The sequence below is a fragment of the Streptosporangium sp. NPDC000509 genome, from assembly GCF_042898365.1.
Classification (GTDB): Bacteria; Actinomycetota; Actinomycetes; order Streptosporangiales; family Streptosporangiaceae; genus Streptosporangium.
This window is the reverse complement of the sequence record NZ_JBIAYX010000001.1, coordinates 616,420-639,699: the sequence shown is the minus strand read 5'-3', so window position 1 is coordinate 639,699 and position 23,280 is coordinate 616,420. Positions and strand designations below refer to the sequence as shown.

The following is a 23,280-nucleotide window of genomic DNA, read 5'->3' as shown; positions in this document are numbered from 1 at the left end:
GCCGGGCCTCAGTTCTTGTGACCCGTCTCGTGCTCGTACGCGGTCAGCTGCTGTTCGAGGGCCTTCATCAGCTCGAAGACCTGACTCGGGGGGATGCGGATCCGGCTCACGATCCGGGTCGGCACGCTCACGAAGTGCTGCCCGGAGGAGGGGTCGTTGGCCAGCTGGGGCGGCCTGGTGATCACCGCGAAGTCCAGGACGAAGCCATCCTGGGTGTGCCACACAGAGGCGAAGTTGGCGTACTGCCCCATTTCCACCTCGGCGGAGATGCTCACCTCCAGGCGGTTCTCCGGCTCGTCGTTCACCATTCTCTTTCCTCCGGCCAGGTTGGCTCCATGCTGCCCTGACCGGAAACCGGCCGCACAGGGACGCGCCGACGCCACTAAAGGATGGAAGGCAGCCGCTGGGCGCCGCGCTGCCGCAACATGTCGGTCATCAACTCGATCTCGCCCGTCTGACCGTCGACGATGTGCTGTGCCATGGTGGCCACCTCTTCACGGTCGGACAGTTTCAGCAGGCCCTCGCCCATCTGCACGCCGCCCTCGTGATGACGGATCATGAGTTGGAGGAAGAGGACCTCCTGCTCCTTGCCTGTGGCCTCGCGGAGCTTTTTGAGCTCGTCCTCACTTGCCATACCGGGCATCGCGGCGGGCGCGTCCGGTGTTACAGCGTGACCGCCACCGTGCCCGGCCATCCACGCCATGGAGGGACGATCACCCGACTGGGTGAGGCCCCACTGCTGCAGCCAGCCCGTGAAGATGCCGCGCTGGGCCGTCTGCGTGACGATGATGTCGTAGGCCAGGCGCCGCAACGCGTCGTCCTGGCTGCCGTCCCTGGCGATGAAGGACATCTCGACGGCCTGGGCATGGTGAACGGCCATGTCGCGGGCGAAACCCGCCTCCGCCGAGGCGTCCGTCGGAGTGGCCGTCCTGCCCGTCGCGAGCAGCAACACGACCGCCGTGACCAGGCAGCCGAGCAGCGCGCCGACCACCACGCCACCACGCCTGGACGTCGCGCCCTCTTTACCCGGGGTTTCCATTACCTGCCCAGCGTACCCACTGTCGGGAATCGTCGCTGTATCACGCGTTGTCATCCCCTTATTCTCCACATACGCCGGTAGGGCATAGGGTGACCCGAAGTTGTTTGCCGGCTGGAGGGTTGATGACCAAGGAAAAGGCGCAGGCGAGGCGCGAGCACCTCAACCGCATGCGCGATGAGCAGAGGCGCAAGGAGCGCAGGGCCGCGCTTCTCATGTGGGGTGCCGGAGGTGCCGTCGTCGTCCTGCTGGTCGCGGTCGTCGCCTACTACCTGGTCAACGAGCGGGCCGCGACCTCACTGGACAACGTCGTCACCGCGAAGTACGCCGGCAGTCAGCACACCCAGACCAAGGTGACGTACAAGGAGAACCCGCCGATGGGCGGTGAGCACAACCCGGCCTGGCAGAACTGCGGCATCTACGAGCAGCCGATCAACAACGAGAACGCCGTCCACTCCATGGAGCACGGCGCCGTGTGGATCACCTACCAGCCGGATCTCCCCAAGGCCGAGGTGGACAAGCTGAGGGAACTGGCCTCCAAGGACTACATGCTCCTGAGCCCGTACCCCGGCCTGCCCTCCAAGATCGTGGCCAGCTCCTGGAACAACCAGCTCAAGCTGGACAGCGCGACCGACGGGCGTCTGCCCAGGTTCATCACCAAGTACAAGAACGGCCGGGACACCCCCGAGCTCGGAGCGTCCTGCAGCGGAGGCGTGGGCACCACCACCGCCGAGGCGCCCATCCCGGAGACCGCGCCCAGCCAGCCGCCGGGCGCCCCCGACGGGTCCGCGGCTCCCAGCGACGCCCCGGCCACGGACGCTCCCGCGACCGATGCCCCGGCCACCGACGCCCCGGTTCCCAGCCCCACCCCGGCGCCCTGATCCGGCCGGTCGCGACGCCGGTGACGCCGTCCTGACGAGGCGCACCGGCCGCACCGGGCCCGCGACTAGGCCCGCAGCACCTGTTCCAGGGGCACCGCCTCCAGCCCGTGAGCCTCGGCCACGGGCCGGTTGGTCAGGTGCCCCTCGTGCGTGTTCAGGCCGGCGGCCAGCGCCGGATCTCTCCGAAGGGCCTCCCGCCAGCCCAGCTGTGCGATCGCGAGGGCGTAGGGGACGGTCACGTTGGTCAGCGCGTACGTCGAGGTGTGCGGCACCGCGCCCGGCATGTTGGCCACGCAGTAGAACACCGAGTCGTGCACCCGGTAGGTCGGGTCGGCGTGGGTAGTGGGCCGGGAGTCCTCGAAGCAACCGCCCTGGTCGATGGAGATGTCCACCAGGACCGACCCCGGCTTCATCCGCGAGACCAGCGCGTTGTCGACCAGCTTGGGAGCCCTCGCCCCCGGGATCAGCACCGCGCCGATGACCAGATCCGCGTTCAGCACCGCCCGTTCGATCTCGTACGTGGAGGAGGCGATGGTCCTGCAGTGGCCCTTGTAGATCATGTCCGCCTGGCGGAGCCTGTCGATGTCGCGGTCGAGCAGCAGCACCTCCGCCTGCATGCCGAGCGCGATGACCGCGGCGTTCATGCCGGAGACCCCGGCGCCGATCACGACCACGCTGGCCGGGTGCACTCCCGACACCCCGCCCATCAGCACGCCGCGGCCGCCCCCGGAGCGCATCAGGTGGTACGCCCCCACCTGGGGGGCGAGTCGCCCGGCCACCTCCGACATGGGGGCGAGCAGCGGCAGGGAGCCGTTCGCGTTCTGCACGGTCTCGTAGGCGATGCCGGTGACCCCGGTCTCCAGCATGGCCCGGGTGCACGCCTGCGAGGCGGCCAGATGCAGGTAGGTGAAGAGCACCTGGCCCTTACGCATCCGGTGGTACTCCTCGGAGATCGGCTCCTTGACCTTCAGTACCAACTCGCCCACGGCCCACACCTCGTCGGCCGAGTCCAGGATGGTCGCGCCGACGCTCTGGAAGTCGGCGTCGGGAATGGAGGACCCCACCCCGGCGCCCTTCTCGACGAAGACCTCGTGGCCGTTCCTGATGAACTCGCGGGCCCCGGCGGGGGTGAGCGCCACGCGATATTCGTGGTTCTTGACCTCGCGGGGAACGGAGATTTTCACGGCTCCTCCAGGGTGGGCGCGTGTCTTCTACATTCACTGTGCGTTCCCCAAAAGAGAGTCATCACGCACAAGGCGGCAGGAATGGGGCCAGAGTTGATGACATTCGGTCAGCAATCGCCGACGTTCGGTTTCCCGAAGGGCGTCGTGACGTGCGGGGTTACCGGCTCCCCGCACCGGTCGGTAGGCTCGCCGCGAGCAGATGCGAGGAATACGGGGATATGACGATGGGGATGCACGCGGGGCAGGGTGAGCCGCCCGTACCGCAAGGGCCTCCAGGAGGGTCTGACGACCCTCCTGACGCGCCGTGGTCCTCGCCCGGCTCCTATGACGCCTTCACCCCGCCGGGGCGTTCTGACGCTCCGTCCGGACGTCACGCCCGCGGTCCCGGCAAACCGGACGCCGGCCCCTCCGGCGCCTCGGACGGCTCAGACGGTCACACCGCCTTCGGCGCTCCAGGTCGCGGCGATCGGGGCCTCGGCGGCCCGGGTCCCGTTCCCGGTTCCGATCACGGTTCCGGCTTCGACGCCTTCGGCGGTTACGGCCGCGTCGGTCCTGACCGCGACGCCTTCGGCGGTCCCGGCCGGGGCGGCTCCGACGTCGACGCTCCCGGTGATCCCCGCCGGAGTGGTCCCGGCGGCGACGTCTTCGGTGGTTCCGGCGGCCCTGGCTTCGATGCTTTCGGTGGGCCTGGTCGGGGTGGTCCTGACGGCGACGCTTTCGGTGATCCTCGCCGAAGCGGTCCCGGCGGCGACGTCTTCGGTGGTTCTGGCGGCTCTGATTTTGATGCTTTTGGTGCTAAGCGTTCTAGTTTCGACGCTTTTGGTGCCGGCGGGGTGAGGCCCGATGGTCCCGGCTTCGGCGACCCGGGGCCCGGCGGTGCGAGTTTCGGCGATCAAGGGCCGAGCGGCCTCGGCTTCGAGAAGACGGTCCCCCTGGGACAGGGCCCCGGCGATTCGGCGGGCCCGATCGTAGAGGAGCCGGGCGGCCCGGTTCCCGAAAGGCCGGGCGGCCCCGGTTCCGACCTGCCGCCTCCCGCCGGAGGAAAGGAACTCCCGGCTCGGGGACCCGTGAGCCCGGGCCCCGGCGGGGCGATCCCGGGCACGCCGGGGACCGGCGAGAAGCGGGCCGGAGAGCCGCCGGAGGGGGCGCCCAGGGCGAGTCGCGCCACGACCGCGATCCTGGTGACCACCCTCGTCGTCGTCGTGCTGATCACCGGCGTGCTCGGCACCATCGCGGTGCTCATGACCCGCAACCCCGACATGCCGCTCGGTGGCACACCACCCAGGCGGCTGGCGAACCCCATTCACTTCGCCCCGGTGACCGAGGTGAGGCCCGGAGCCTGCACGGTTGCCGAGACCTATCCCGACGACCTTGGGCAGAACTGCTACTCGCTCGGCGCGGGGATCACCGTGAACGCGGTGAGGAAGATCGAGACGATCCAGGAGAAGAGCGGCGCCTACTCGGTCAGGATCGCGTTCGCACCCGCCTTCCGCGAGCAGATCAACGACCTGACCGCGGAGGCGGTGAACGCGGACGACCCGGTCAGGCAGCAGATCGCGATCGTCGTGGGACAGAAGGTGGTGGCGGCCCCCAAGGTCGCCCAGACGATCACCGACGACAGCCTGAGCATCGCGGGCTCCTTCACCAAGGAGCAGGCGGACGCGATGGTCGTCAAGCTGCTCGGCTCGTCCGACGTCGTCCCGCAGCCGTCGGACGTCCCGCAGCCGAACGGATCGGTCTTCACCCCGCCCGCCGACCCGGGTACAACCCCTCCGGCGAACCAGCCCCAGACCCCGCAGGGAAACCAGAACCAGCCCGTGACTCCCACCGACAACCAGCCGGTGACCCCTCCGGCGAACACCAACGCAGACCCGGCCGCCACGAACCCCTCAGGGACCTCGGGAACCTCGGGGACCGGGACCGGCCAGAACCGACCGGCGAACACCACGGGGGGCACCTCGGGGAACACGTCCGGCGAGGGCACCGACCGTAGGTTCGCCACCTGCAAGGCCGCGAGGGAGAACGGGTACGGCCCCTACACCCGGGGCGTCCACGAGGAGTACCAGTGGTACATCGACGGGGACAATGACGGCGTCGCCTGCGAGTCGGGAGACGCCGGCTGAGATCGGCCGACGTCGGCTGACGCGGCCCTCTCCTCGACGGTCATCCCTCCAGGGCGATGTCGTGGGGGCGGATGGGCACCCGGGGCAGCCGCAGGCCGGTGGCGGCCCGTACGGCGGCGGCCACCGCGGGAGTGGACGAGAGCGTGGGCGGCTCGCCCGCGCCGCGCAGCCCGTAAGGAGCGTTCGGGTCGGGATTCTCCATGATCGACAGCCGCATGGGCGGCATGTCGAGGATGGTGGGGATCAGGTAGTCGGTGAACGAGGGATTGAGCACCAGCCCGTCACGGACCTGGATCTCCTCCATGAGCGCCAGTCCCAGGCCCTGGGCCGAGCCGCCGTGGATCTGCCCCTCCAGTGCGAGCGGGTTCATGATCTTTCCCACGTCCTGCACGGCGGCCAGCTCGACCACCTTGACCAGGCCGAGCTCCACGTCCACATCCACCACGGCCCGGTGGACGCACAGGGCGAGCTGGGTGTGCGAGTCGCCCTGGCCGGTGAGCGGGTCCAGGGGGAAGGTGGGCCGGTGCCGGTACTCCCTCGTCTCCTCCACCGCACCGGCCCGCTCCAGCGCCTCCACCAGGGACGTCCCGTCGCCCGTCAGCTTCGCGAGCCGTTCCCGCACGGCCTCGCAGGCCGCCCTGACCGCGCCTCCGGTGACGTAGGACTGGCGCGAGGCGGACGAGGACCCGGCGGAACCGACCGAGGTGTCCGCCCCCGCGACCGTCACCGCGTTGATCCCCAGCTCGGTCCTGGCGATCTGCTCCTGGACCATCAGCAGGCCCTGCCCCACCTCGGCCGCCGCCGTGTGCACCAGGACGTGCGGCTCGCCACCGATCAGCTCCACCCGCACCCGCGCGGTCGAGTAGTCGTCGAAGCCCTCGGAGAAGCAGATGTTCTTGATGCCCACGCCGTACCCGACACCGCGCCGCACCCCCTCGCCGCGCGTGGTCTGCGAGACGCCGCCCGGCAGACTCCGCAGATCCGGTGAGTCCGTGGCCTCCGGCGCGGCGGGCAGCGGCATCGCGTCGAGCTCCCTGAGCATCTCGGCGAGCGGCGCGGGGGAGTCGATCACCTGCCCGGTGGCCAGCACCGACCCCTGGGAGACCGCGTTGCGCACCCTCACCTCGACCGGGGAGATCCCGCACGCCTCGGCGAGCCGGTCCATCTGCGACTCGTACGCGTAGCACGCCTGTACCGCGCCGAAGCCGCGCATCGCGCCGCAGGGCGGGTTGTTGGTGTAGACGCCGTAGGCGTCGATCCAGACGTTGTCCACCTCGTACGGCCCCACCCCCAGGGAGGCCGCGTTGCCGACCACCGCGGGAGAGGTGGAACAGTAGGCGCCGCCGTCCAGCAGGATCTCCGCCCGCACGTACAGCAGCCTGCCGTCGCGGGTGGCGCCGTGCTCGTAGCGCATCCGGGCGGGGTGGCGGTGGACGTGGCCGTAGAAGGACTCCTCGCGGTTGTAGACGATCTTCACGGGGCGGCCGGTACGCAGGGCCAGCATGCACGCGTGGACCTGCATGGACAGGTCCTCGCGCGCGCCGAACGCCCCACCCACCCCGGCCAGTGAGAGCCGCACCTTCTCCTCGGGCAACCCCAGGCACGGCGCGATCTGCTCCCGGTCGGAGTGCAGCCACTGCGTGGCGATGTACAGGTCCACCCCGCCGTCCTCGGCGGGTACGGCCAGGCCGGACTCGGGACCGAGAAAGGCCTGATCCTGCATGCCGACCTCGTACTCGCCGGTGACGACCACCGGGGCCTCGAAGGTGGAGCCGACCCGGACCGGCTGGTGGCGCAGCACGTTGCCGCTCTCGTGGACCGGGGGGCAGGAGGCGTCGAAGGCGGCCCGGCGCGGGTCGGTGACGGCCTCGCGGACCTCGTACTCCACCACGATGGCCTCGGCCGCCCGCCTGGCGCGCTCGGGGTGGTCGGCGGCGACCAGCGCGACCGGCTCGCCCTGGTAGCGGACCTGGTCGACGGCGAGCACCGGCTGGTCCCTGTGCTCCAGGCCGTAGAACTTCGCGCCGGGAACGTCCTCGTGGGTGAGCACCGCGTACACACCGGGCATGGCGAGCGCGGGGCCGATGTCGATCGAGCGGATCCACGCCGACGGATGCGGGCTGCGCAGGGTGACCCCCCAGATCATGTCCGCCAGGTACAGGTCGGAGGAGTAGGCGAACTCGCCCGTCACCTTCAGCGTCCCGTCGGGGCGCAGGACACTCTCGCCGACGCCGCGATGCCGCCGCGTTTCGATGCCACTCATGTCAGCAGTACATCAGCCGGGTGCGGGGGGAGGACATGGCAGGCACGAGGGAACGCGGGGGGTGACCGTTGGCGACTCTTGCGGTTGTGCGGGCCGTTGGGAAGCCGGAACCCGGGAGCGGACGAGTGCGTACGAGCGGATCGTGTTCGCGATTCCGCAGGAATGGACCATGTTTCCTGTCCCGGTGAGCGATCCCTTTTCCCGGTTCTCGACGAGCCGACTCCGTCCGTGTTCACAAAAAAGAAGCCGTCGGCTTTCGATAATCCGGCCGACCGCTTTGGGTTATCGGCAGGATAGTGGGCCGGTTCGATATGTCTTTCTGAATAATGACCGCCGGCTCTGAAAGTGAGGGCGCCGGTGACACGAGGCGTCCCGTGCCGACCGGCCCGCGGACCGGTCGGCGACGAAGAGCAAGCGGAACGACATGACGCCGACGAGAGTGGCCGAGCGGCCGTCATCTGCCCGGTCGGCCAGACTGGAGTGAGCCGTGACCTGCGATGAAGTCGTACGCGTGTGACGCGAGCCGAACACGGGTGTTCCTCCGGCCGGGATCCCCCGTGAAGAGCGATGATCTTCACGGGAGGGTTCGGATCCCGGCTCGGCCATGATCGGTGGCGCCGACTCCGGGGCGCGGACGCCCCGGTGTTCAGATTCCCGTCCCGCTGGAGCGCGCATGACGGACGCCTGCGCGCTCACATCGGTGCGAGCACACCGAACCCGACGGGTGGAGCGGCTCACTGGCTGGAAGCTCTCCACGGAGGGCGGGGTGTGTCGTTCCTTGTCCTTCGGCCGGGCTGAGTCGTCGCTCAGTCCGGGTAGCTCCAGCCCAGGTAGGCCTGGGCGCTAGCCGTCTGCAAAGAATACTTGCCGGTGTCCTTCAGGGGGGCAGACGAATCAGCACTCGCGGTCGTAACATTGCCGGTGACGGCAAAAGTAGCCGTAAACAGCATGGCGAGGGCAGACAAGGCAAGACGTCGGCGCACGGGGAGACTCCTGTCGTAGGTTCTGCTGCTCAAATGATATCTTTCAAGGGGTAACGTGACCGGTCAAGACTTGGTGGGGCAGCGCATCAAAACCGCCCGTCGGCAACGGGGTCTTTCTCAGGCGCAGCTCGCTCATCCAGAGCTGTCGGACAGTTACGTCTCTCTCATCGAGAGTGGCAAGCGTACTCCGACCCCCGCGGTGCTGGAGCTTCTCGCGGAAAAACTCGACTGTTCCCTGACCTATCTGATCAACGGCGTCACCGCCGAGCAGATGCAGGAGATCGAGCTCGCGCTGAGCTACGCGCAGATGGCCCTGGACAACGGCGAGGTCGTCGAGGCCCGTAACCGTTACGCCGAGCTTCTCGCCGACAGCGGCCTGGCCGGCCTGCCCCAGCTGCGGCAGGACGTCGAGTACGGCCTCGCCCTCGCGACCGAGGCCTGCGGTGACCTGGAGGGCGCGATCGTCCTCTTCTGCGGGCTGCACGAGAGCGACACGACGGTCATGAGCCCCGAGCGTCACATCGCGGTCGCCGTCGCGCTCTCGCGCTGCTATCGCGAGAAGGGAGACCTGGCCCAGGCGATCCAGGTCCCCGAGCAGATCCTCACCGGTGCGGTCAGGCCTGCCTGGACCGACAGCCTCATGAGGCTGGGCAGCCAGCTCTTCGCCGCGTACGTGGAGCGGGGTGACCTGCTGCGGGCCCGTCAGTTCGCCGCCGAGCTGATCGCCGCCGCCGAGCTCCTCGACACCCCGACGGCGCTCACCCTGGCGCACTGGGGCGCCGCGATCGCCGCCATCGAGACCGGTCACGCCGACGAGGCGGTCACGCACGCCGAGCGCGCCCTGGCCATCGAGTCCGAGTACGGTGACCCCCGCCGGCTGGCCCGGCTGCGTGGCGACTACGCCCAGGTCATGCTGATCGCCCGGCCCATGGAGGCCGAGGCCTGGCGCGATGTGCTGCTCAAGGTGGAGAAGGAGCTCACGGAGAGCTCCGCCGGCTCGATCACCAAGATGCGCTGCGCGATGAGCCTCGTCCGGGCGGAGCTGCTGCTCGCCCGCCCCGACCGGGCCGAGGAGCACATGCGCTTCGTCTGCGATCTGCTCGACGGGATGCCCAAGGCCCTGCAGGCGGAGGGCCGCCTGCTGCACGGCGAGACCCTCGCGGCGCTGGGCATGCAGGCCGAGGCGTCGCGGGAGCTGTCCGCCGGGGCCGAGTGCCTGGAGCAGGCGCCGGAGACCCGCTTCACCGCCCACGCCTGGCTGACCGCGGCCCGCGTCCTGGAGCGGATCGACGAGCCCGACCGGAGCGTCGACGCCTACAAGCGGGCGATGGCCTGCGTCGGGCTTTGAGCTCCTCCCCGGCTTGGAAACCGGAGATTCCCCCGTCGCGTCGCGGTCAAGCGGCGCGCGGGGGTCGGCGCGCGCCTTGGCGGGCACTCCCGGGCACGCCTTCACCCCCGACCTGAAGGCCGGAGCACTGCCCCACATTTCGGTAGATCGAGACGGTAAGGGCGCCCTGCGGGGACGCGGATCGGACAGGGGGGTCGAGACCGCGCGGTCTCGTCGGTAGCCTTGTGGTTGCCATGAAGACTTCCCCTGTCGCGGTCGCCCTCGCGCTTCTCGCCGCCCTCGTTCTCGGCACGGCCTTCGCCTCGCCCGCCCTCGCCCATGACCGGCTCAAGAGCAGTGATCCGGCCAAGGGTGCGAAGGTCGAGAGCCTGGAGGAGGTGAAGCTGACGTTCAGTGCCTCGGTGCGCTTCCCGAACGTCGTCGTGCGCTCCGGCGACGAGACGTACCAGGACGGCAAGCCCGTCGCCGACGGCCCCGTGGTGGCCCAGAAGGTCAAGGGAGATCTACCTCCCGGCGCGTACGTCATCGCCTACCGCGTCGTGTCCTCCGACGGCCACCCGATCGAGGGGGAGATCCCCTTCACCCTGCTCGGTTCCGCGGAGCCGTCCCCGTCGCCGTCGCCGTCCTCGGCGAGCCCGGAACCCGCGGAGAGCGCGGAGAGCACGGCCGCCGAGAGCACACCGGTCGCCACGCTCAGCCCGGCCGCCGCGGGGCGGTCGGAGGAATCCGGCTCCTCGGGAGGCGTCCCCGGCTGGATGTGGATCGTCGTCGGAGGCCTGACCGGCATCGGCATCGGCCTGTTCCTCAGCATGCGCGGCAGGAAGAAGACATGAGCAAAACCGCGCGGGCCGCGCAGGCGGCACAGGCCGAGGCGCCGGCGAACGGCCGGGTCGTGAAGCTCGCTCTGGCGGGCGCGGCGGCGGCCGTCGCCGCCCTGGTGATCGCCATGATCGCGGGAGGTGCCGCGAGCCCGCGCATCATTCCCGGCCTGCCCGACCAGGGTTCCTTCACCCGCTGGGGCCTGCCGCTGGCGAAGCTGACGATGGACGCGGCGGGCGTGCTCACCGTCGGCACGCTCCTGGCCGCCGCGTTCCTGCTTCCCAACGACAAGGGCCTGCTGGGCAAACCCGCCCTCGGCTACGTCAAGGCCGCCTCCTGGATCGCCCTCGTCTGGGCCGGGGCCGCCGCGGCCACGATGGTGTTCAGCCTCTCGGAGGCGCTCGGGCTGCCGGTGGCCGACGTGCTCGGCGGCGACGAGCTCACCAGCTTCGCCAGCCAGGTCTCCCAGGGCATCGCGCTCACCCTGGTCGTGCTGTTCTCGGTCGCGATCGCGCTCTTCGCCCGCGGGGCGATCACCGCCGGCGCGGCCGGCGGCCTGCTGGTCCTCGCCCTGGCCACCATGCTCCCGCCCGCCCTGACCGGCCACTCCGCCTCCTCGCCCAACCACGATCTGGCCACCACCGGCGTCGCAGTCCACCTGGTCGTCCTCGCCCTCTGGGTGGGCGGCCTCGGCGTGCTCTGCGCGCACGCGCTGCGCCGTCAGCCGCACCTGGAGATCGCCGCCGCACGCTTCTCGTCCCTCGCGCTGTGGTGCTTCGTCGGGGTGGGACTGTCCGGCCTGTTCAGCGTCCTGGCCAGGCTCAGCGCGATCTCCGAGCTGTTCACCTCCGCCTACGGCCTGCTGCTGCTCGCCAAGACGGCCGCGTTCGCACTGCTCGGCGCCGTCGGCTGGTGGCACCGCACCCGGACCCTGCCGTTGCTCGCGGCCGGTGGATCCGGCACGTTCCTCCGCTTCGCCGGAGGCGAGATCGTCGTCATGTTCGCGGCCGTCGGCCTCGCCGTCGCGCTGTCCCGCACCGCACCGCCCCCGGCGATCCTGCCCGTCAACAGGGCCTTCGAGGTGCTCGGCTACACCATGCCGCCGGAGATCTCGCTCGCCAACCTGGCCTCGCTGTGGTGGTTCGACCTGTTCTCCGGCACGATCATCGCCCTGCTCGCCGGTCTCTACCTCGCCGGTGTCGTACGGCTCACCCGGCGCGGTGACGCCTGGTCCAAGGGGCGTACGGCCGCCTGGTTCACCGGTGTGCTGATTCTGCTGATCGCCACCCAGAGCGGTGTCGCCCGCTACGCCAAGGTGCTGTTCAGCGCGCACATGGCCGAGCACATGACGCTCTCGATGCTGGTGCCGATCTTCCTCGTGCTCGGTGCGCCCGTCACCCTCGCCCTGCGCGCGCTCAAGCCCGCCGCCCGCAGGGGCGACCGGGGGCCGCGGGAGTGGCTGACGACGATTCTGCACAGCAGGTTCGTCCGCTTCATCGCCCATCCGGCGATCGCCACCGCGATCTTCATCGTCTCCACCTACGCGCTGTACTTCACACCGCTGTTCGCCGCCGCGATGGAGGAGCACCTCGGTCACATCGTGATGACGGTGCACTTCCTGCTCAGCGGGACCCTGTTCTTCTGGGTGATCATCGGTGTCGATCCGGCCCCCTACCGGCTGCCGCACGTGGCCAGGCTCATCCTGCTGTTCGTGACCATGCCGTTCCACGCGTTCTTCGGCATCGCGCTGATGAGCATGAGCACCGTGCTCGCCTCCGACTGGTACGACCAGCTCGGCCGGACCTGGGGCGCGTCCGCGATCGAGGACCAGCAGACCGGCGGCGCCATCGCCTGGGCGTTCGGCGAGATCCCGACCCTCATCGTGCTTATCGCGCTCGCCTACCAGTGGTGGCGCCACGACGATCGCGGGGCCCGCCGCGCCGACCGCCGTGCCGACGCCGTCGCGGCCAGAGACGGTGGCAGTGGCGATGCCCAGCTCGACGCGTACAATGACTACCTGGCCAAACTCAACAGGCGAGACGGCGCGGAGTAGCCGGACAGCTACGGCCTTCTATCTTCGAGCCCCCTTAAGGACACCTCCCGGTAGCCTGAGTTTTCAGGGGGCTCGTGCTCACCGCAGCGGGTGCGGCGCTTCGTCATCGCGCGCCACGCCCATCCACATATCCGGTCGGGGGGCCGGGGGCTGCAATGTGCATCAGGAAGGTTGAGCAGTGTCCGAGGAAGTGCGCGTACGCGAGGGTCGAAGCCGAAGCCTCGCCCAAGCGCTCGAAGAGCAACTCACAGAGTGGGCCGAGCGCACCGGGATCGCCGTCGAGATCTGGGCGCTGCCCGCCCAGGACGTTCCGCCCGGGGTCGCGAGAGCCGTGCTGGCCGCGCTTGGGGAGGCGCTGGCCAATGCCGAGCGGCACAGCCGGGCCCGCGTCGTCTCCGTCGCCGTCACCTTCGGGCGCGGCGGCCTGCGCATGACGGTGAGTGACAACGGTGTCGGCTTCTTCGGAGAGGCCGGGGGCCGGGGTATCACCGCGATGCGCACCCACTTCGAGCAGTTAGGCGGCACGCTCGGTGTCAACGGCGTTCCCGGCGAGGGGACCACCGTCACCGGAGTGGTGCCCCGCCAGGACTGACCGGGACACCGAGCGGGCGGATCCCCGATGGAGGCGTCGGCCCAGGGGGTCGCGTCGCTCCGGACCTGAGGCCCTCGGACTCCAGGGACTCTCCGGCCTGAGACGCGGCCATGGAGCGGGCCGGGACTCAGGGGAGTGTCAGGATCTCGTGGCCGGTCTCGGTCACCAGGATGGTGTGCTCGAACTGGGCGGTCCGCATGCGGTCCTTGGTGACGGCGGTCCAGCCGTCGGGCCAGATCTCGTAGTCGATGGTGCCGAGCGTGAGCATGGGCTCGATCGTGAACGTCATGCCCGGCTCCAGCGTGACCGCGAGTGACGGGTCGTCGTAGTGGGGGACGATCAGGCCCGAGTGGAACGTGGTGCCGATGCCGTGCCCGGTGAAGTCGCGGACCACGCCGTAGCCGAACCGCTTGGCGTAGGCCTCGATCACGCGACCGGCCACGTTGAGCTGACGGCCGGGGGCGATGGCCTTGATGGCCCGGTTGGTGGCCTCGCGGGTGCGCTCGACGAGCAGGCGCGACTCCTCGTCCACGTCGCCGACGAGGAAGGTGGCGTCGGTGTCGCCGTGCACGCCGTCGATGAAGGCGGTGATGTCGACGTTGACGATGTCGCCGTCGCGCAGCACGGTGTCGTCGGGGATGCCGTGGCAGATCACCTCGTTGATCGAGGTGCACAGCGACTTGGGATATCCCCGGTAGCCGAGGGTGCTGGGATAGGCGCCGCGGTCGCAGAGGAACTCGTGACCGATCCGGTCGAGCTCGTCGGTGGTGACGCCGGGCGCCACGTGCCTGCCGACCTCTTCGAGCGCCTGGGCCGCCAGCTTGCCCGCGACCCGCATCCGCTCGATGATCTCGGGGGTCTTGACGTCGGGCTCGCCGGTCTTCGGGGTTTTCTTCCCGACGTACTCCGGCCGCCGGATGTGAGAGGGCACCTTGCGGATAGGGGAGATCCGCCCGGGCTGGAGCAGTGTCGTCATGGTCCCTCAGTCTAGTTGTGCTTCTCACTGGGCAGTATTGCCGCATGAGTGATCAATGGTGGTTCTGCCTGAGGCACATGGCCGTCGAACCCGACGAGGGATGCCCGAACAAGGACAGGATGGGGCCGTACCCGACACGCGAGGCCGCCGGCGCCGCGCTGAAGACCGCGGCCGACAGGAACGAGGAGTGGAAGGAGGGCGACCGCGCCTGGGACGGGGACGGGGACGACTGAGGCCACCGGCCGGTGCGGACCGTGGTCGTCGCGGGGCCGTCTCGTGGCCGTCGCGGTGCGCCGAGCCGCGGACCTAGTCGGCGACCTGAGGACCGCTGATCCGCTCCAGCAGTCTCGCCAGGCGGTCGCGCAGGCCGGGACGGCGCCCGACCTCGCCCGCGGCCATGCTCACCAGGTGCTGGGCCCCGTCGAAGGAGAACGGCGCCCGCTCGGGAACCGTCAGCGCGTCGTGGGCCAGACCCGCCAGATCCGGGTCGCCGCCGTCCAGGGCGAGGATCGTCGTGCCGGTCCTGCGGGCGTCGCTCACCCGTTCCAGCAGCGCCTCGGGGGCGCGTTCCTCGGTCACCACGAACAGCGTCTCGCCCCGCCCCGCCCGCTCGATCCGCTCCAGACCGACCCGCAGGTGCGCGGGCGCTTCGGGGGCGGGCGCCCAGCGGACCAGTGTCGGGGCGAGCTGGGGCAGTCCGGAGAACCTCGCCTCGTCACTCAGGTGCGCGGTCAGGTGCCAGGGCTCCTCCTGGGGTGTACCGACCACCAGCAGCCCGCCGGGGGAGCGCGTCGCGCGAAGGGCGAGGCCCAGCTCGCGGGTCCGCTCGACCCAGCCGGTCGAGGCGAGGATTTCGCGCAGCAGTGTCACCGACCCGGCGTCCATCGCACCATCGTGCCCCACAGACCCCGCGCCGATCCTGGAAACGCGCCCCTGAGAAGATCGGGGCAGGCGATATGGTCGCTGGAGTCCGGTCCTGAGCGGCCGGGGGACGATGAGGAGCGCTGAGTGAGCATTGATATTCCGGACGTGAGCGGGATTTCGATCGGGATCCTGGGCGGAACCGGTGACCAGGGCAAGGGCTTGGCCCGGCGGTTCGCCCTCGCCGGGCACACCGTGCTGATCGGCTCGCGGAGCGCGGAACGGGCTCAGGCGGCGGCGGAGAGCATCGGCGGCTCTGTGCGTGGCTCGGTGCGTGGCGCGGACAACCCGGCCGTGGCGGCGGAGGCCGACGTGGTGATCGTGGCCACTCCCTGGGACGGGCACCGCTCCACGCTGGAGTCCCTCCGCTCCGAGCTGGCAGGGAAGATCGTCATCGACTGCGTCAACCCGCTCGGCTTCGACAAGCAGGGGGCGTACATGCTCGCGGTCGAGGAGGGCAGCGCCGCCCAGCAGGCCGCGGCCGTCCTGCCCGACAGCCGCGTGGTGGCCGCCTTCCACCACGTCTCGGCGGTCCTGCTGCTGGACCCCGAGGTCGAGGAGATCACCCTGGACGTGCTCGTGGTGGGTGACGACCGCGAGGCCACCGACACCGTCCAGGCGCTGGCGGGCCGGATCCCCGGCGTGCGCGGCGTGTACGCGGGCCGTCTGCGCAACGCCCACCAGGTCGAGGCGCTGACCGCGAACCTCATCTCGATCAACCGCCGCTACAAGGCTCACGCGGGTCTGCGCATCACCGACGTCTGACGGGGCGGCCCCGCCCATGATCACGGGGTCGGGGGCGGCGCGGGATCCATGGTTTCGTCCGGCGGCTGCTTGGCGGGATTCGACCCTCAAACCGAGCCAATCTTGCCTGATTGGATCTGACAAGTAGCTCATTGGCCGGACATTCTTGACACATGACTGATTCTCATCCGGAGAGGCGCATGACTGACTTCCGTCCGGAGACCCGTACCGTTCACCTGCCCCAGCCGCCACTGAACGGCAGCCGCCCCATCGCGGTGCCGATCTACCAGACCTCCGGGTTCGTCTTCGACGATCCGGCCGTTTTCGCAGACGGGATGGGCCGCCCGGACGGAGCCTTCGTCTACGGGCGGCTGTCGAATCCGACGGTCCGCTCCCTTGAGGAGGCCGTCGCCGGGCTGGAGGGCGGCGTCGGCGCCGTGGCCACCGGCTCCGGGATGGGCGCCATCAACTCCGTACTGCTCGGATTGCTGAAGCCCGGCGACCACCTGATCGCGCAGAAGCCGCTCTACGGCGGCACCGCCGGGATGATCAACGATCTGGTGGGGCGGTTCCAGATCGAGGTCTCCTACGTGCCCGAGGACGACCCGGCGGCGCTGCGCGCGGCCGTGAGGCCCGAGACGAGGCTCGTCTATCTGGAGACCATCGCCAACCCGGTGACCCAGGTCGCCGACCTGCCGGGCATGTGCGCCGCGGCCCGCGAGGCCGGGCTGATCTCCGTGGTCGACAACACCTTCGCCTCTCCGATCCTGTGCAGGCCGATAGAGCACGGCGCCGACATCGTGGTGCACTCCACGACCAAGTACCTGAGCGGCCACACCGACGTGCTCGGCGGGATCGCCGTCTTCGCCTCCGACGAGCTGTACCGCAAGGTATGGGCCTTCAACGTCAAGCTGGGCGCCAGCGCGGACCCGTTCGCCGCCTGGCTCACCCTGCGGGGCATCCAGACACTGCCGCTGCGGATGGAGCGCCACTGCTCCAACGCCCGCGAACTGGCCATCCGCCTGAACGCCCACCCCGCCGTCTCCGTCGTGCACTGGCCGGGACTGCCCTCCCACCCCTCCCACGAGCTGGCGGTCAAGCTCCTGCCCGACTTCGGGGGAGTCTTCTCCTTCGACCTGGTCGGCGGGCGGGAGGCGGGGGAGCGGTTCATGAGCTCGGTGAGGCTGGCCCTGCTCGCCCCGTCCCTCGGCGGCGTCGAGACGCTCATCCTGCATCCCGCGACCACCTCCCACCACACCCTCACGGCCGGGGAACTCGCCAGGCACGGGGTCGGTGAGGGTACCGTGCGGGTGGCGGTCGGCATCGAGCACGTCGAGGATCTGTGGGCCGACTTCGAACAGGCTCTTGCCTGAAACCGTGGGAAACCCGATCATCGGTGACTCCCGCACCGCGGCACGGGGCCGTTTTCTGATCGTTTCCGGGGAGGGAGCACGCATGAGGGTGTCCGTCGGGGATGTGGAACGGGCCGCCGAGCGCATCGCGGGACATGTCCTGCGCACGCCGGTGGTCGAGGTGGCACCGGGGTTGTTCCTGAAGCTGGAGGGGCTTCAGCATTCGGGATCGTTCAAGGCGCGGGGAGGCTTCAACCGCGCTCTCGCCTGCGAAGAGATCCCCGAGGCCGGGCTGATCGCGGCGAGCGGGGGCAACCACGGCCTGGCGGTGGCGTACGTGGCACGCAGCCTCGGCGTCCGGGCGGAGGTGTTCGTGCCGACGGTCGCCAGCCCGGTGAAGGTCGCCGGGCTGCGCGCGCTCGGCGCGAGGGTGACCCGGATCGGCGATGTCTACGCCGAGGCGTACGAGGCGTCGGTCAAGCGCGCGGCCGAGACAGGTGCCCTGGACATCCACGCCTACGACCAGGCCGAGGTGGTCGCGGGACAGGGCACGGTGGGCCTGGAGGTCCTGGAGCAGACCGGGGGAGTCGACACGGTGATCGTCGCGGTCGGCGGCGGTGGGCTCGTCGCCGGTATCACCGTCGCACTCGGTGGCCGTGCCCGCGTGATCACCGTCGAGCCCGAGCTCATCCCGACCCTGCACCGGGCGCTGGAGGCGGGCGGGCCGGTCGGCGTCGAGGTCTCCGGGGTGGGGGCCGACGCCCTGGGCGCGAGCCGGGCCGGCGAGATCGCCTACGAGATCACGAGCGCGGCGGGGGTACGGAGCCTTCTCGTCTCCGACGAGGCCATCGTCGAGGCGCGGCGCGAGCTGTGGCGGAGCCACAGGATCGCCGCCGAGCACGCGGGGGCCGCGGCGTACGCGGCCCTGCTGTCCGGCGTTTACTCCCCGGCCCCCGGCGAGCGGGTGGCCGTCGTCGTGTGCGGCGCCAACACCGATCCCGCCACGCTCGTCTGACAGTTCTGACAGTGAGGATGGAGGTTAACGCCTCCCGGTGAGGTCCGGCTCGTCGTCCGACCGACCGTGGTGTCTTCGGTGTCTTCGGCGGGATCTGCCGACCTCGGCCGGGAGGCGTTCGTCCGCACTCACCGGACGCGGCGCGTGGACCACGCGGAGGAGCCGCCTCGGGCCGGCCGAGGCGGCTCGTTGCCCCCGGGTGACCCCGGTGACCTCGATGACTCGATGACACGGTCACCGGGCCGCGGGGCCCGGGGCCCGGGGACTGTCAGCGGTAGCTGTGCTCGGCGGCGGGGAAGGCGCCGGTCGACACCTCGTCGGCGAAGCTGCGCACGGCCCTGTCCATCTCGTGGGCGAGGTCGAAGTACTTCTTGACGAACTTGGCGGGGCTCGCGGTCAGGCCCATCAGGTCCTGCCAGACGAGGACCTGCGCGTCGGTGCCGGGCCCGGCACCGATGCCGATCGTGGGGATCGACAGGGACGCGGTGACCCGCTCGGCCAGGTCCGTGGGCACGCATTCCAGGACCACGGAGAACGCGCCGGCGTACTCCAGGTCCTTGGCGTCGGCCATCAGCTCGTCGCCCGACTGGCCGCGGCCCTGTACGCGGTAACCGCCGAGGGCGTTCACCGACTGGGGGGTCAGACCCAGGTGGGCCATCACCGGGATGCCGGCCGAGACCAGGGCCTCGACCTGGGGGAGCACCCGTCGCCCGCCCTCAAGCTTGACGGCGTGGGCTCCCGCCTCCTTCATGAAGCGGGCGGCCGTCTCCAGGGCCTGCTGGGGAGAGGACTGGTAGGAGCCGAACGGCAGGTCGGCCACGACCATCGCCCGGGAGGAGCCGCGGACCACGGCTGCCGTCAGGGGCATGAGATCGTCCACGGAGACGGGCAGCGTCGAGTCGTACCCGTACACGACCATGGCGGCCGAGTCGCCGACGAGCAGCACGGGGATGCCGGCCTCGTCGAAGACCCTGGCGGTCATGGCGTCGTACGCGGTGACCATCGGCCACCGCTCGCCGCGCTCCTTGGCGGCGGCGACGTCGCGCACGGTGACCCTTCGTCCAGCCTGGCCGCCGTAGAGGGAGGTCGGCCGGTTGGAGACGGAAGAGGACATGGGACCCTCCAATGAAGTCTCGAGGCGCCCCAGTGGCGTCCCCGGACGGTTCCGATGATTGCACGCGTACGACAGGTGCAACAGCCCCGATCGGTCTGGTAATCCGGAGAGGTATGGGGGGAGTGCGACGTGTTCGTACGGTTGATCCTGTGACACACTGTTATTTATCGTGACAGATCGTGTTTTTGTGGGGCTGTGCAGGTGATGGGCGGCGTACGTGAGGGGCCGGGGCGGTGCACGCCGCCCTTCGAGGGTGTGGGCGCGGTAATCCGGTGGCGGAAGTACCGGGGGGGTGCGGCACAATGCTCGCGGAGGTAAGTAATCACAATGGCTTTCGAACCTTACCGCCGCCTGCTGGCGATTCCGGGCGTGCGGTCGTTGCTGCTGGTCGGGATGGTCGCCCGCATCCCCTCGACCGCGATCGCCATCACGCTGACGATGCACGTCGTCGATCCCAGTGGGCTCGGCCTCGGGTTCGCCGCGGCGGGTCTGGTGACGATGGCGAGCACGGTGGGGATGGCCGTCGGTTCTCCGCTGGCCGGAAGGTTCGTCGACAGTCATGGCCTGCGCCCGGTGCTGGTGGTGACCACACTCGCCCAGCTCGCCTTCTGGTCCACCGCGTGGGCGATGCCGTTCCCCCTGCTGCTCGCGGCCGCGGTGCCCGCGGGCCTGCTCAGCCTCCCGGTGTTCAGCGTGATCAGGCAGTGTCTCGCGGCGCTGGTCCCGGTCGACCAGCGCAGGATGGGCTTCTCCCTCGACTCCATGATCGTTGAAGTCTCCTACATGACGGGTCCCGCTCTGGCGGTCGCGGGGGTGACCCTCCTCGGCAGCGTGCCCACCATGGGTATCGTCGCGGCCGGTCTGGTCGTCTCGGGGACGACGCTGATCGTGCTGAACCCGCCCGTCCGCTCGGACGAGGAACTCCGGAGGCCGCAGGGGAGGATCCCCCGGCGCCGGTGGCTCACCCCGGGCATGCTCGGTCTGCTCGGCACGGTCGCCGCGGCGACCTTCGTGCTCGCCGCCACCGAGCTCTCCCTGGTCGCGACGATGCAGCGGGGCGGTGACACCGCGTGGATCGGGCTGGCGATCGGCCTGTGGTGCGCCTACTCGCTGATCGGCGGCTTCGTGTACGGGATGCTGCCCCGAGGGGTGTCGCCACTGGTCCTGATCGGTGCCATGGGCGCCCTCACCGTCCCCGTCGGGCTGGTCGGCGGCGACTGGCACTGGCTGGTCCTCGCCCTGCTGCCCGCCGGGGTGCTGTGCGCCCCCGCGCTCTCCTCCACGATCGAGACCGTGAGCCGCTGGGTGCCCGTCGAGGCCCGGGGGGAGGCGATGGGCCTGCACGGCACGGCGCTGCTGATCGGCGGGGGGGCCGCGGCGCCCATCGCGGGCGTGATCATCGACGGTTCCGGCCCCGGCTGGGCCTTCGCCGCCGCCGGGCTGGTCGGTGTGCTGATGGTGCTGGTCGCGCTGCCGTTCTGGCGGCGCACCGCGGCCGTGGTCCAGGAGCCTGTCCCGATGGCCGCCTGACCTGGGTCACGACATTTCACGATAAATACGAAACGATACGGTTGCGTATCGTAAAAGCTGGCGCTACGGTGGTGTTTCGAAACTTAAGCGTATCGAATACGGGGCCTTTCGTGGAACAACAGCTCGGCCACCCGCGGCGGTGGCAGATCCTTGGGGTGCTGGTCTTCAGCCTCCTCGCGGTCGTGATCGACAACACCATCCTCAACGTCGCACTGAAGACGATCGCGGACCCCGAAGCGGGTCTGGGCGCCACCCAGAGCCAGCTGGAATGGGCGATCAACTCCTACACGCTCGTGTTCGCGGGCCTGCTGTTCACCTTCGGGGTGATCGGCGACCGCACCGGACGCAAGCGCATGCTCATGGTCGGCATGGTCCTCTTCGGGCTCGCCTCGCTGGCCAGCGCCTACGCTCAGGACCCCATGCAGCTGATCGTCGCCCGCGCGTTCATGGGCATCGGCGGGGCCGCGATCATGCCGGCCACGCTGGCGATCATCTCCAACGTCTTTCCCCCACGGGAGCGCGGCAAGGCGATCGGGATCTGGGCCGGCGGGGTGGGCCTGGCCGTGGCGATCGGCCCGATCACCGGTGGCCTGCTCATCGAGCACTTCTGGTGGGGCTCGGTCTTCCTGATCAACCTGCCGATCGTGCTGATCAGCATGGTGCTCATCAGCGTGGTGGTGCCCGAGTCGCGTGACCCCAAGCCCTCCAGGCTCGACCCGATCGGCGTGATCCTCTCCATCGTCGGCCTCGTCGCCGTCACCTACGGCATCATCCGGGGCGGGGAACTGGCCACGATCGCCAGCGCCGAGGTGCTCGTCCCCACGATCCTCGGCATCCTCGTGCTCGCCGCCTTCGTCTGGTACGAGCGTCGCATCGACCACCCGGCCTTCGACGTCGGCTACTTCCGCGACCCGCGCTTCGCCACCGCGGTCGGCATGATCGGCATCGTGTTCTTCGCGATGATGGGCGCGATGTTCTTCCTGGTCTTCTACCTGCAGATCGTGCTGGGCTTCAGCGCGCTGCAGGCGGGCGCCCTGATGATCCCCTTCGCCGCCGCGCAGCTGATCTTCGCCCCGCTGAGCCAGCAGATGGCCGCCCGCTTCGGCGGCAAGCTGAGCGCCACCGTCAGCATGGTCGTCGTGGCCGGCGCGCTCGCCTCGTACGCGCTGATGGACGAGAGCACCCCGATCGTCCTGCTGGAGATCGTGTTCTTCGTCCAGGGTGCGGCGATGGCGAACATCATGCCCCCGGCGACCACCGCGATCATGGAGGCGCTCCCCAGGGAGAAGGCCGGCGTCGGCTCGGCCATGAGCAACACCGTCCGCCAGGTGGCCGGTGCGCTCGGCGTCGCGCTCCTCGGCTCGCTGCTCTCGGCCACCTACCGCGACCAGATCGCCCCGGCCCTGACCGGTCTGCCCGACCAGCTCAAGCACATCGCGGGCGAGTCTCTGACCGGCACGCTCGGCGTGGCCCAGGGCCTCGGCGCCCAGGGCGCGGCGCTCATCGAACCGGCCAAGCTCGCCTTCATCGAGGGCATGCACATCACCGCCCTCGTCTCCGCGGTCATCGCGCTGCTCGGAGCCCTGGTGGTGTTCAGGTGGCTGCCCGGCAAGTCCTCCGGAGCCGCCGTTCCCGACGAGATCAGCCCCAAGAAGGAAGCGGCGGTAGTGTAGAGACGCCATGACGACCACCGACGAGTTTCAGGCAGCCGGAGCTCAGACGCCCCGCCCCGCGGGCCGTCCCCGCAGCGCCAGGGCGGAGAAGGCCATCATCGACGCGGCCCTCGACCTGGTCGGGGAGAGCGTCGGCCTCTCCGAGCTGTCGATCGAGGCGATCGCCGCCCGCGCGGGAGTCGGCAAGACCACGATCTACCGGCGATGGTCGAACAAGGAAGACCTGCTCGTCGACGCGCTGTCGACCCTCAAGACGCCGCTGCCTCCGCTCGCGGGCGTCTCGGTCCGAGACGATCTCATCGTCTACGCGCGGGTGCTGCTGCGCGACGCGTGCGACGCGCGCAACCGCTGCGTGATGAACATCGCGATGAACGAGGCCGAACGGCACCCCCGCCTGGTGGAGCGCATCCACCGGGCGACCATCGAGCCGCGCAGGGCGGCGATCGCCGCCCTGCTGCGGCGCGGCGTCGCCACCGGCGAGTTGCGGGCCGACCTCGACGTCCCCATCGCGATGGCGAACCTGGTCGGCACCGTCATGTGGTACGTCCGCACCGAGGGGGGCGGCGAGGCCGCCGGGTCCTCCGACCTGGCCGAACGGATCGTCGACCACCTCCTGGCGGGCCTCGGCCCCTGAGGGTTCCCGTACGGGCCGCGTACGGTTCTCCCGCGCTTT

Annotated in this window: 21 protein-coding genes; 13 read left to right on the top strand and 8 right to left on the bottom strand. The window is 70.1% G+C overall.

The genetic code is table 11. The annotated features are described in order from the left end of the window. Window positions 1-8: 8 nt before the first annotated feature. A complete protein-coding gene (locus ACFY3D_RS02570) occupies window positions 9-308 on the bottom strand; it encodes a DUF3467 domain-containing protein (RefSeq protein WP_329092600.1) in 300 nt (99 codons plus the stop codon). Window positions 309-382: 74 nt separating this feature from the next. After that, window positions 383-1,039: a DUF305 domain-containing protein gene (locus ACFY3D_RS02565; protein ID WP_350947394.1), complete on the bottom strand. Its 657-nt coding sequence runs from the start codon at window positions 1,037-1,039 to the stop codon at window positions 383-385. A gap of 122 nt (window positions 1,040-1,161) precedes the next feature. Here ACFY3D_RS02565 and ACFY3D_RS02560 point away from each other — a divergent pair, with 122 nt between their 5' ends. Beyond that, a complete protein-coding gene (locus ACFY3D_RS02560; protein WP_389973898.1) occupies window positions 1,162-1,917 on the top strand; it encodes a DUF3105 domain-containing protein in 756 nt (251 codons plus the stop codon). A gap of 65 nt (window positions 1,918-1,982) precedes the next feature. On the opposite strand, the gene ald is transcribed toward ACFY3D_RS02560, so the two are convergent. Beyond that, window positions 1,983-3,101 carry an alanine dehydrogenase gene (ald, locus tag ACFY3D_RS02555; RefSeq protein WP_389973895.1) on the bottom strand — a complete coding sequence of 373 codons (1,119 nt, stop codon included), beginning with the start codon at window positions 3,099-3,101 and terminating at the stop codon, window positions 1,983-1,985. Between the two features lie 425 nt (window positions 3,102-3,526). Then, the gene (locus ACFY3D_RS02550; RefSeq protein WP_389973892.1) at window positions 3,527-3,997 is read right to left on the bottom strand and encodes a hypothetical protein; all 471 of its coding nucleotides are present in this window, start codon (window positions 3,995-3,997) and stop codon (window positions 3,527-3,529) included. A 171-nt stretch (window positions 3,998-4,168) separates the two neighbouring features. Here ACFY3D_RS02550 and ACFY3D_RS02545 point away from each other — a divergent pair, with 171 nt between their 5' ends. After that, window positions 4,169-5,224, top strand: a complete 1,056-nt coding sequence (locus ACFY3D_RS02545; protein ID WP_389973889.1) for an excalibur calcium-binding domain-containing protein — start codon at window positions 4,169-4,171, stop codon at window positions 5,222-5,224. A gap of 40 nt (window positions 5,225-5,264) precedes the next feature. Here ACFY3D_RS02545 and ACFY3D_RS02540 read toward each other — a convergent pair whose 3' ends face one another. Next, window positions 5,265-7,487: a xanthine dehydrogenase family protein molybdopterin-binding subunit gene (locus ACFY3D_RS02540; RefSeq protein WP_389973886.1), complete on the bottom strand. Its 2,223-nt coding sequence runs from the start codon at window positions 7,485-7,487 to the stop codon at window positions 5,265-5,267. A 1,038-nt stretch (window positions 7,488-8,525) separates the two neighbouring features. Between ACFY3D_RS02540 and ACFY3D_RS02535 the strand changes: the two genes are divergently transcribed. The 4 genes from ACFY3D_RS02535 to ACFY3D_RS02520 all read left to right on the top strand — a co-directional run bounded on the left by ACFY3D_RS02535 (window position 8,526) and on the right by ACFY3D_RS02520 (window position 13,282). Beyond that, window positions 8,526-9,818 (top strand): helix-turn-helix domain-containing protein, encoded by a 1,293-nt coding sequence (locus tag ACFY3D_RS02535; protein ID WP_389973884.1) that lies wholly within the window; start codon window positions 8,526-8,528, stop codon window positions 9,816-9,818. A 233-nt stretch (window positions 9,819-10,051) separates the two neighbouring features. Continuing rightward, on the top strand, window positions 10,052-10,651 hold the full coding sequence (locus ACFY3D_RS02530) for a copper resistance protein CopC (RefSeq protein ID WP_389973881.1): 600 nt from the start codon (window positions 10,052-10,054) through the stop codon (window positions 10,649-10,651). Next, on the top strand, window positions 10,648-12,690 hold the full coding sequence (locus tag ACFY3D_RS02525; RefSeq protein WP_389973877.1) for a cytochrome c oxidase assembly protein: 2,043 nt from the start codon (window positions 10,648-10,650) through the stop codon (window positions 12,688-12,690). The genes ACFY3D_RS02530 and ACFY3D_RS02525 overlap by 4 nt, the downstream gene beginning before the upstream one ends. 178 nt (window positions 12,691-12,868) lie before the next feature. Beyond that, window positions 12,869-13,282 (top strand): sensor histidine kinase, encoded by a 414-nt coding sequence (locus ACFY3D_RS02520; RefSeq protein ID WP_389973874.1) that lies wholly within the window; start codon window positions 12,869-12,871, stop codon window positions 13,280-13,282. A gap of 127 nt (window positions 13,283-13,409) precedes the next feature. Here the strand turns inward: ACFY3D_RS02520 and map are convergent, their stop codons facing one another. Further along, entirely contained in the window at window positions 13,410-14,258 is an 849-nt protein-coding gene (gene map / locus ACFY3D_RS02515; protein WP_350947405.1) for a type I methionyl aminopeptidase, read from the bottom strand. Window positions 14,259-14,302: 44 nt separating this feature from the next. Between map and ACFY3D_RS02510 the strand changes: the two genes are divergently transcribed. Continuing rightward, window positions 14,303-14,491 (top strand): hypothetical protein, encoded by a 189-nt coding sequence (locus ACFY3D_RS02510; protein ID WP_350947406.1) that lies wholly within the window; start codon window positions 14,303-14,305, stop codon window positions 14,489-14,491. A gap of 73 nt (window positions 14,492-14,564) precedes the next feature. Here the strand turns inward: ACFY3D_RS02510 and ACFY3D_RS02505 are convergent, their stop codons facing one another. Continuing rightward, on the bottom strand, window positions 14,565-15,143 hold the full coding sequence (locus tag ACFY3D_RS02505) for a hypothetical protein (RefSeq protein WP_350947407.1): 579 nt from the start codon (window positions 15,141-15,143) through the stop codon (window positions 14,565-14,567). A 123-nt stretch (window positions 15,144-15,266) separates the two neighbouring features. On the opposite strand from ACFY3D_RS02505, the gene npdG reads away from it, so the two are divergent. The 3 genes from npdG (at window position 15,267) to ACFY3D_RS02490 (ending at window position 18,290) form a co-directional block, all read left to right on the top strand. Next, on the top strand, window positions 15,267-15,944 hold the full coding sequence (npdG, locus tag ACFY3D_RS02500) for an NADPH-dependent F420 reductase (protein ID WP_389973870.1): 678 nt from the start codon (window positions 15,267-15,269) through the stop codon (window positions 15,942-15,944). 179 nt (window positions 15,945-16,123) lie between these two features. Continuing rightward, window positions 16,124-17,296: a trans-sulfuration enzyme family protein gene (locus ACFY3D_RS02495; RefSeq protein ID WP_389973867.1), complete on the top strand. Its 1,173-nt coding sequence runs from the start codon at window positions 16,124-16,126 to the stop codon at window positions 17,294-17,296. A gap of 82 nt (window positions 17,297-17,378) precedes the next feature. Further along, window positions 17,379-18,290, top strand: a complete 912-nt coding sequence (locus tag ACFY3D_RS02490) for a threonine/serine dehydratase (protein ID WP_389973864.1) — start codon at window positions 17,379-17,381, stop codon at window positions 18,288-18,290. A 268-nt stretch (window positions 18,291-18,558) separates the two neighbouring features. Here the strand turns inward: ACFY3D_RS02490 and panB are convergent, their stop codons facing one another. Continuing rightward, window positions 18,559-19,404 (bottom strand): 3-methyl-2-oxobutanoate hydroxymethyltransferase, encoded by an 846-nt coding sequence (gene panB / locus ACFY3D_RS02485; RefSeq protein ID WP_389973862.1) that lies wholly within the window; start codon window positions 19,402-19,404, stop codon window positions 18,559-18,561. A 327-nt stretch (window positions 19,405-19,731) separates the two neighbouring features. Between panB and ACFY3D_RS02480 the strand changes: the two genes are divergently transcribed. From ACFY3D_RS02480 to ACFY3D_RS02470, 3 genes are all read left to right on the top strand, one after another. Next, entirely contained in the window at window positions 19,732-20,934 is a 1,203-nt protein-coding gene (locus ACFY3D_RS02480; protein WP_389973859.1) for an MFS transporter, read from the top strand. Window positions 20,935-21,044: 110 nt separating this feature from the next. Further along, on the top strand, window positions 21,045-22,607 hold the full coding sequence (locus ACFY3D_RS02475) for an MFS transporter (RefSeq protein ID WP_389973856.1): 1,563 nt from the start codon (window positions 21,045-21,047) through the stop codon (window positions 22,605-22,607). A 7-nt stretch (window positions 22,608-22,614) separates the two neighbouring features. Further along, complete coding sequence (locus ACFY3D_RS02470; RefSeq protein WP_389973855.1) at window positions 22,615-23,241, top strand: TetR/AcrR family transcriptional regulator; 627 nt, start codon at window positions 22,615-22,617, stop codon at window positions 23,239-23,241. The last annotated feature ends 39 nt before the right edge of the window (window positions 23,242-23,280 follow it).

Bases quoted from the DNA above. Each gene is read 5' to 3' on its own strand.
- panB (WP_389973862.1), bottom strand. From the start codon at position 19,404: ATGTCCTCTTCCGTCTCCAACCGGCCGACCTCCCTCTACGGCGGCCAG.
- ACFY3D_RS02570 (WP_329092600.1), bottom strand. From the start codon at position 308: ATGGTGAACGACGAGCCGGAGAACCGCCTGGAGGTGAGCATCTCCGCC.
- ACFY3D_RS02470 (WP_389973855.1), top strand. From the start codon at position 22,615: ATGACGACCACCGACGAGTTTCAGGCAGCCGGAGCTCAGACGCCCCGC.
- ACFY3D_RS02565 (WP_350947394.1), bottom strand. From the start codon at position 1,039: ATGGAAACCCCGGGTAAAGAGGGCGCGACGTCCAGGCGTGGTGGCGTG.
- ACFY3D_RS02530 (WP_389973881.1), top strand. From the start codon at position 10,052: ATGAAGACTTCCCCTGTCGCGGTCGCCCTCGCGCTTCTCGCCGCCCTC.
- ACFY3D_RS02480 (WP_389973859.1), top strand. From the start codon at position 19,732: ATGGCTTTCGAACCTTACCGCCGCCTGCTGGCGATTCCGGGCGTGCGG.
- map (WP_350947405.1), bottom strand. From the start codon at position 14,258: ATGACGACACTGCTCCAGCCCGGGCGGATCTCCCCTATCCGCAAGGTG.
- ACFY3D_RS02510 (WP_350947406.1), top strand. From the start codon at position 14,303: ATGAGTGATCAATGGTGGTTCTGCCTGAGGCACATGGCCGTCGAACCC.
- ACFY3D_RS02540 (WP_389973886.1), bottom strand. From the start codon at position 7,487: ATGAGTGGCATCGAAACGCGGCGGCATCGCGGCGTCGGCGAGAGTGTC.
- ACFY3D_RS02490 (WP_389973864.1), top strand. From the start codon at position 17,379: ATGAGGGTGTCCGTCGGGGATGTGGAACGGGCCGCCGAGCGCATCGCG.
- ACFY3D_RS02525 (WP_389973877.1), top strand. From the start codon at position 10,648: ATGAGCAAAACCGCGCGGGCCGCGCAGGCGGCACAGGCCGAGGCGCCG.
- ACFY3D_RS02495 (WP_389973867.1), top strand. From the start codon at position 16,124: ATGACTGACTTCCGTCCGGAGACCCGTACCGTTCACCTGCCCCAGCCG.
- ACFY3D_RS02560 (WP_389973898.1), top strand. From the start codon at position 1,162: ATGACCAAGGAAAAGGCGCAGGCGAGGCGCGAGCACCTCAACCGCATG.
- ACFY3D_RS02505 (WP_350947407.1), bottom strand. From the start codon at position 15,143: ATGGACGCCGGGTCGGTGACACTGCTGCGCGAAATCCTCGCCTCGACC.